The 7796-nt window shown below is 40.6% G+C and carries 11 protein-coding genes; 7 read left to right on the top strand and 4 right to left on the bottom strand.

The window, feature by feature from the left end:
• Positions 1-161: 161 nt before the first annotated feature.
• Positions 162-503 (bottom strand): hypothetical protein, encoded by a 342-nt coding sequence (locus MF4640_RS17990; RefSeq protein ID WP_058869489.1) that lies wholly within the window; start codon positions 501-503, stop codon positions 162-164.
• 180 nt (positions 504-683) lie between these two features.
• Positions 684-2249 carry an alkyl hydroperoxide reductase subunit F gene (gene ahpF, locus MF4640_RS17985; protein WP_078390431.1) on the bottom strand — a complete coding sequence of 522 codons (1566 nt, stop codon included), beginning with the start codon at positions 2247-2249 and terminating at the stop codon, positions 684-686.
• Positions 2250-2487: 238 nt separating this feature from the next.
• Here ahpF and MF4640_RS17980 point away from each other — a divergent pair, with 238 nt between their 5' ends.
• Positions 2488-2706, top strand: a complete 219-nt coding sequence (locus MF4640_RS17980; protein WP_004693482.1) for a DUF1653 domain-containing protein — start codon at positions 2488-2490, stop codon at positions 2704-2706.
• A gap of 33 nt (positions 2707-2739) precedes the next feature.
• Positions 2740-3342, top strand: coding sequence for an O-methyltransferase (locus MF4640_RS17975; RefSeq protein WP_413772701.1), 603 nt, complete (start codon positions 2740-2742; stop codon positions 3340-3342).
• 25 nt (positions 3343-3367) lie between these two features.
• Here MF4640_RS17975 and MF4640_RS17970 read toward each other — a convergent pair whose 3' ends face one another.
• Together MF4640_RS17970 and MF4640_RS17965 are read right to left on the bottom strand one after the other, a co-directional pair.
• On the bottom strand, positions 3368-3571 hold the full coding sequence (locus MF4640_RS17970; RefSeq protein ID WP_004980128.1) for a KTSC domain-containing protein: 204 nt from the start codon (positions 3569-3571) through the stop codon (positions 3368-3370).
• Positions 3572-3710: 139 nt separating this feature from the next.
• Positions 3711-5141, bottom strand: a complete 1431-nt coding sequence (locus MF4640_RS17965) for a pyridoxal phosphate-dependent aminotransferase (RefSeq protein ID WP_005399616.1) — start codon at positions 5139-5141, stop codon at positions 3711-3713.
• Positions 5142-5369: 228 nt separating this feature from the next.
• Here MF4640_RS17965 and msrB point away from each other — a divergent pair, with 228 nt between their 5' ends.
• From msrB to MF4640_RS17940, 5 genes are all read left to right on the top strand, one after another.
• Positions 5370-5789 carry a peptide-methionine (R)-S-oxide reductase MsrB gene (gene msrB / locus MF4640_RS17960; protein ID WP_005399615.1) on the top strand — a complete coding sequence of 140 codons (420 nt, stop codon included), beginning with the start codon at positions 5370-5372 and terminating at the stop codon, positions 5787-5789.
• Positions 5786-6268 (top strand): glutathione peroxidase, encoded by a 483-nt coding sequence (locus tag MF4640_RS17955; protein WP_004980122.1) that lies wholly within the window; start codon positions 5786-5788, stop codon positions 6266-6268. The genes msrB and MF4640_RS17955 overlap by 4 nt, the downstream gene beginning before the upstream one ends.
• 21 nt (positions 6269-6289) lie before the next feature.
• Positions 6290-7141, top strand: a complete 852-nt coding sequence (locus MF4640_RS17950; protein ID WP_171263917.1) for an AraC family transcriptional regulator — start codon at positions 6290-6292, stop codon at positions 7139-7141.
• Positions 7142-7188: 47 nt separating this feature from the next.
• Complete coding sequence (locus MF4640_RS17945; protein WP_227518688.1) at positions 7189-7596, top strand: LysE family translocator; 408 nt, start codon at positions 7189-7191, stop codon at positions 7594-7596.
• 22 nt (positions 7597-7618) lie between these two features.
• Positions 7619-7796 (top strand): transposase (locus MF4640_RS17940; RefSeq protein ID WP_005137539.1); only part of this gene is annotated, 178 nt, incomplete at its 3' end.

Here is a 7796-nt window from a genome sequence, read left to right as displayed (position 1 = left end):
TTGCTGGAACAGTCTAAAATGTTTGTTTTGCCTGAAAGAAGATCAAGGCAATGCCCTAGAGTCGTCAAAATAAAGCCTCAAAAGTACCCAAGAAAATGCCAGTCAATTTCTTAACTGACTGGCATTACTCCGAGTGGGAGGCTTTTTTAAGCTTAGAAATATTATTGTGCTTTTTCTTTCACATCAGCAGCGCCTTGTTCTACTGCACCAGCAACATGAGCTGTTGCTTCTTTAGAGGCATTTTTAACATCTTCAGCAGCAGCTTCAGTTTTCGCAGCAGCTTCATCAGCGGCAGCACCGATTTTTGCAGATGCTTCATCTGCCGCTTTTTGAGTGTCAGATACGGCTTCACTTGCAGCTTTGTTAATGTCATGACCTGCTTGTTCAGCAGCATTTTCAAGGTGTTCACCTGTCGTTGCACCTGTTTCAGGTGCTTTTTCTTTTGAACAACCCACTAAAACAACAGCAGCAGCAAGACCTAAAGCAATAAGTAATTTATTCATTTTCATATCCTTTTCGTTTTATACCCAAAAGTAGGGGTTGGGCAAAATATAATCTACTTTGAATGTAAAGCAGACTGCATTATTGTTAAAAAAATGTAATTTTTTATAAAAAACAGCGTGATAAAAAGGCTTATAAGCTGAGTTGCCTATAAGCCTATAGCAGGGAAGCGTCTGAGAGGATTACACGCCAGAACGAATAATGTAATCAAAAGCAGACAGAGATGCTTTCGCGCCTTCACCTGTGGCAATGATGATTTGCTTGTATGGCACAGTCGTACAGTCACCTGCGGCAAATACACCTTTGACATTGGTTTCGTTGCGATCGTTAATCACAATCTCACCACGGTTTGAAAGCTCAACAGCAGTCTCTTTTAAGAAATCAGTGTTTGGTAATAAACCAATTTGCACAAAGATTCCTGCAAGCTCAACCGTATGTTCTACATCAGTTGCACGGTCTTTATATTTCAATGCTGTCACTTGCTGACCATCACCCACAACTTCAGTTGAGAGTGCATTCAGGATCACCGTAGTGTTAGGCAAGCTATGCAATTTGTCTTGCAACACTTGGTCGGCACGTAGTTTGGTATCAAACTCAACCAAAGTCACATGTTCTACAATCCCAGCAAGATCAATCGCAGCTTCGACACCTGAGTTCCCCCCGCCAATTACTGCTACACGTTTGCCTTTAAACAGTGGACCATCACAGTGTGGGCAGTAGGCAACACCGCGGGTACGGTATTCTGCTTCGCCCGGCACATTCATTTCTCTCCAACGTGCACCTGTTGAAAGGATGACCGTTTTAGATTCAAGCTTCGCACCATTTTCTAAAGTGACTTCAACCAAGCCATTTGCTGTCTCATCCGCACCTTTGATGTTAGAAACACGTTGTAAGTTCATGATGTCCACACCATACTCACGGACATGTGCTTCCATTTCAGCAGCAAACTTCGGCCCTTGAGTCTTTTGAATCGAGGTATAGTTTTCAATGTCCATGGTATCCATGACTTGACCACCCATCCGTTCAGCCACGATCCCTGTTTTAATACCTTTACGTGCTGCGTAGATGGCAGAGGTATTTCCCGCAGGGCCACCACCAATCACTAAAACATCAAAAGCATCTTTGGCATTGAGTTTTTCAGCTTCTTTGACTGCTGAATTGGTATCCAGTTTGGCAATAATTTCTTCCAAGGTCATACGGCCTTGACCGATATGGTTATTGTCTTGGAACACCATCGGTACAGCCATGATTTTGCGTTCTTCAACTTCATCTTGGAAGAATGCACCATCAATCATAGTTGCTGTCGTGCCTGGGTTGTAAATAGCAATCAGGTTCAACGCTTGCACCACGTCTGGACAGTTATGACAGCTTAAAGACACAAAGACGTCAAAGTCAGACAGGATGCCCAAAGCTTTGATTGAAGCTAAAACTTCATCCGATACTTTGGGTGCATAACCTGAGGTTTGTAACAATGCCAAAATCAAAGAGGTAAACTCATGTCCCATCGGTAAACCCGCAAAGAACACACGCGGTTGTTCACCGGCTTTTGCCACACCAAAGCTGGGTGCACGTGAGTTTTGACCATCAAAACGTGCAGTCACCAGTGGAGACAGTGCTGCAACCTCTTCAACCAATTCTTTGATTTTGTCTGATTTCTCAGAACCGTTCAAAGTCGCAACCAATTCAATCGGACCTTCAAGGCGTTCAAGAAGTGTTTTTAATTGAGCTGAAGTATTTTGATCTAACATTGTTAAGCTCTCCAAAGCAGTCTGTAAAATTATTTGATAAAAGAATCATAGAGTAAATCTAAAAATAGATAAAACAGTTTGTTTTTATTTTGGTAATCGGTTTTTTAGATTTAAAGATGTTTTCTTCAATTATTTCATAAAGCTATATGGGGGATTTAAATGATTTTTCAAGTGATTTGCAGTTTAAGACGTATAAATTAGGTATGATCGAGACAATTAAAAAATAGGGAAGCAAGTGATGCAATTACAGCGCGGTATCTATCAGCATTATAAAGGGCAACTGTATCAAGTTTTACATGTAGCGACGCATAGTGAAACCGAAGAAAAACTGGTGGTTTATCAGTGTTTATATGGTGATTACTCGATTTGGGTACGTCCACTTGCCATGTTTACTGAAACGGTAATGCTAGAAGATGACCGTGAAGTTGAGCGCTTTAAACTGATTCAAGAAGTATAAACAACGCTAAGTAAAGTAGAGGGGGATTTGATCATGCATGCAGAATTTTTGAGTAAAGTATCGGCCTTATATCAACGCTTTCAAGAACATGACAGTACGCAAATAGATCGCATTGCGCGCTTTCGCAATATTGAGCCTGAGTCTGCACAATTTTTGGCGCAACTGGTTTATATTCAACAGCCTCAGCAGATATTAGAAATAGGAACATCAACTGGCTACTCAACCTTATGGTTGGCTTATGCAGCGCAACAAGTGGATGCTCGATTAACCACTTTGGAAATTGATGGTGACAGAAGTCGACAAGCCGCGAGTCATCTTGCAGATTTCAATTTATCCAATGGTGTTGAGTTTTGGGTGGGTGACGCAGCTGAATATTTGAAGCAGTCGCAAGCCAGCTTTGATTTTATATTGCTAGATGCTGAGCGTGATGCTTATGTCGACTATTGGCCAGATTTGAAACGATTGATGTGTGTTTCACGCGGAGTTTTAGTGGTTGACAATGTTCTATCACATGCCGATCAAGTCACGGACTTCATCGCGCTTATTCAGCAGGACGAGCAGTTTAACCTGTCTAGACTGGCGATTGGTGCCGGCTTGTTGGTGGTGACGTGGGATCATGAAAAACAATCAGGATAAATCCTGATTGTTTGAGATTCAAAAATTAATGAATACTTAGGCGCGTAAAGTGCAAATCATATTCTAAATATTTATGAACAAAGGCTGTTTTATTATTACATCGAACTAAGTTGTTATAAATAAATTCAGGCACAGGGTGGTACAGCTCGCCTGAACCATCGGCATAGAAAATTTTTAAATAGCGTGTGGAAGCGTTGTATTTCCAAGATGTTACCGCAATTGTCCCCATAAGCGACTCCCCATCATGTACATGGAATCACAGCAATGTGGCTGCTTAATTTAAACTTATGCCAAACTTGAAAAGTGATGTATTACAGTTTTGTAAATAAAAAAACCGTACATAAAGTACGGTTTTTTTAAGTGGTCAATTAACGCATTTTCGCAAGGAAACGACCTACTCGGGTAATGGCTTCACGTAGTTCATTTTCAGCAGGTAAGAACACCACGCGGAAATGATCTGGTGTTGGCCAGTTAAAGCCTGTACCTTGAACCAGAAGTACTTTTTCCGCACGAAGTAGATCAAGCATCAGTTTTTCATCATCCTGAACTGGATAGATTTCTGGGTCCAATTTCGGGAAGCAATACATTGCGCCTTCAGGTTTAACACACGATACGCCTGGAATGTCATTCAACATTTGCCAAGCGATATTACGCTGTTCGTATAAACGACCACCCGGACGAATTAAATCATTGATTGACTGGTAGCCGCCTAAAGCAGTTTGAATGGCATACTGCGCTTGGTGGTTGGCACACAAACGCATAGAAGCCAGCATGTCCAAACCTTCAATATAGTCGACTGCACGAGACTTATCGCCTGTGATGGCCATCCAGCCTGAACGGTAACCCGCAATACGGTATGCTTTAGATAAACCATTGAAAGAGATACAGAGTTGGTCACCGGCTAACGCTGCGACAGAAACATGTTCAATACCGTCATAAACAATTTTGTCGTAAATTTCATCTGCAAACAAAATCAAATCATGCTTTTTAGCCAATGCGACAATTTGCTCAAGCACATGACGTGGATAAACTGCACCTGTTGGGTTGTTTGGATTGATAATCACGATACCGCGGGTACGTGGTGTGATTTTACTCTCCATATCTGCAATGTCGGGATACCAAAAGTTTTCTTCATCACATTTATAATGAATGGCTGTACCACCTGAAAGGTTCACCGCAGCTGTCCAAAGGGGATAGTCAGGCATTGGTACGAGCATCTCGTCACCATCATCTAGCAAGCCTTGCATGGCCATCACAATCAATTCAGAGACACCATTTCCGATATACACGTCATTGACATGCATATCTAAAATGCCTTTTTGTTGATAGTACTGACAGATGGCTTTACGCGCAGGGAAAATCCCTTTTGAGTCGGTATAGCCCACTGCATTTGGCAGGTTTAAAGCCACATCATTAATAATCTCTTGAGGAGCTTCAAAACCAAACGGTGCAGGGTTACCAATGTTGAGTTTGATAATCTTATGACCTGCTTCTTCCATTTCATTGGCCGCTCGCAACACTGGTCCACGGATGTCGTAGCAAACATGCTCGAGCTTAGACGATTTTTTTATTTCGCGTGGGGTGTGGAGAGTGTTCGGCATTTTGATGTTCTCGGAAAGAGTGGAGGTCACTTTTGCATAACGGTATAAATAGCTTTTAAATGTTTCAGTTGTCACTAGATCGAGATCATGTTCATCTCTAAGTAAAGCAACAATTTTTTCATGCGTAAATCCCACCTGTTGATATTGTTTAATCACAGGCAGTAGATGTTTAAAAATAACGCTCTTTTTTTGCGACATTTTTTTAATCCTGAGCAAGAATGTCAATAAGACTAACATTAAATTTGCTCACAAAAAAGCATTAAAGAAAATAAATTGCTTACCTCTTTTATAAAATGCTTTCTTTTTGCTTTTATTGGAATTATAGGTCTTTTGTAAATTGTGAACTAAACACTAGAAATTTTAAGATGAATCACGTAAATATAGGATTATCCTATTTTAAATAGCAAGATAGAAAGGGACGTAATCATGGGAAAACTCAATAAAACAGACCGAGAATGGCAAAGAGAGTTATCACCTGACGAATTTCGCATTACGCGACAAAAGGGGACGGAGCCAGCTTTTACGGGGAAATATTGGAATACTAAACAAGCCGGCACTTATGTATGCCGTTGCTGTGGTACGCCATTATTTAATTCTGAAAATAAATATGACAGTGGTTGCGGCTGGCCAAGTTTTTATAAGCCACTCAATACGACTGTGATAGAAGAGCATCAAGATACAACACATGGCATGGTGCGTACCGAAATTGTATGTCATCACTGTGATGCTCATTTAGGCCATGTTTTTACAGATGGACCTGAGCCTACAGGTTTACGTTACTGTGTAAACTCGGCTTCATTAGAACTAGAAACACAAGAAAAAAGTGATGAGGATACTTATCCATGACCAACATTTATCAGTTTGAAGCGGAATTGTTAGATGGAAAAAATAAATCCTTTGCTGACTATGAGGGCGAAGTGTTGCTCATCGTCAATACGGCCAGTAAATGTGGTTTTACACCGCAATTTGCTGGACTAGAAAAAATTTATGAGCAATATCATGCACAAGGGTTTGAGGTGTTAGGTTTCCCTTGTAATCAGTTTGGGGGGCAAGATCCGGGAAGTAATGAGCAAATAGGAACGTATTGTCAGAAAAACTATGGGGTGACTTTTCCCATGTTTTCCAAAGTTGATGTTAAAGGCCCAGAAGCCCACGCCATATTCCGTTATTTAACCAATAACAGCAAAGGGATTCTCGGCAGCGGTATTAAGTGGAATTTTACAAAATTCTTGATTGGTAAAGATGGCAAAGTAATTAATCGATATGCGCCAACCACCAAGCCTGAAGCGATTCAGGCAGATATTGAAAAAGCATTACAACAATAATCGGTTGATGTGTCGTCAGTGATGAAAGAGCAAGGCGCTTCAGTTGAATTTTGGAGTAATCCGCGCATGCCTTATGTGGAAACACGTCGGGCATGTGCAAGTCGTGCTTGTTATAAAGCTCATAGTCATCCGACATTTTCAATTGGAGCAGTGGATCAAGGCAACAGTATTTTCACTAGCCACTTCGGTGGAACGCAACAAATAGACGCGGGTACTTTGGTATTGGTTCCTGCACATGTTGAACATGCGTGTAATCCTGTTCCAGATCAAGCTTGGAGCTACCAAATGATGCATTTAGATGCACGTTGGTTGAACCAGTTATTACAAGAAACTGCATATAAAGATGCTTATCAAGACATACCGCAGTTCAAACCTGTGTTGTATAAACAGCCTAAGATGTATCAATACTTTAGTTGTCTTAACAGTCAATTATTTGATACTGCACTGTCTTATTGGGAAAAAGAACAAACCTTAATCACAACACTTACTGAGCTTTTATTTCCATATATTCAACTAGAATTGCTTGCTCTTCAACACTATGCACAGCAAGAGTTTAAGCAGCTTTTATCGATGATTCAGGATGCTGACGTGTTTTTATCATTAGAGCAAATGTCGCAAGAAGTCCAATTGAGTTGGTATGCCATTATTCGGTTATTTAAATCATCTTTAGGCATGACGCCGCACGCTTATCAATTGAATTATAAAATTAATGATGCACGCATCTTTTTAAAACAAGGCATGGATATAGCGCAACTGAGTTATATGCTGGGCTTTAGTGACCAAAGTCATTTTCATCGTGTTTTTAAAAGTTTAACGGGCACCACGCCTAAGCTCTATCAAAAGCAACATCGCGCAATTTTATCCAAGAGTTGATCTTAATCCGTCGTTAGGCTTGTCTCACTTTTAAAGAGAGACAAGTGATGGAGCTTTTTATTGTTATTGCTGTGACGCATTTTGTGGCTTTGCTTTCTCCTGGCCCTGATTTTTTCCTGATACTGATGACGGCATTAAACAGTGGTCAAAGAAGGGCTCGATATACAGTTTTCGGTATTGTGGTTGGGAATGCTTTTATTCTAGCGCTTATTTTTACTTTACTGGGGTGGCTTGGCCATATTCATGCTTATGTTCTGATGTTGCTACGCGGATTAGGTGTTGCGTATTTGTTGTATTTGTCTATGCAGTGTTTTCGCTATAAGCATCGTGAAAATGTTGAAGTTCAAGCGCGTGATCCTGCACCTCCTCAAACTAGAATTCTATGTTTTACTCAAGGTTTACAGTCAAGTTTGATGTGTGCTGAAAAAACAGGAGGTTTTAACTTGGTAAACTAAACACACTCATCAGGAGTTTACCATGAGCAAGAAACACAAGACTTACACCACAGAATTTAAAGCTGAAGCCATAAAATTAATTGAAGCCAATCAAGGCAATGTCTCGGAAACAGCCAGACAACTTAGCATTTCAATGCAAACTCTTTCAAATTGGAATACCAAAGCAAAGGCTGGAACTTTAGCAGGTACAAAACAGTATT

This window comes from Acinetobacter sp. MF4640 (assembly GCF_002018895.1).
GTDB lineage: Bacteria > Pseudomonadota > Gammaproteobacteria > Pseudomonadales > Moraxellaceae > Acinetobacter > Acinetobacter johnsonii.
The sequence above is the reverse complement of the archived record's forward strand: the minus strand, read 5'-3'. Positions and strand labels throughout refer to the sequence as shown.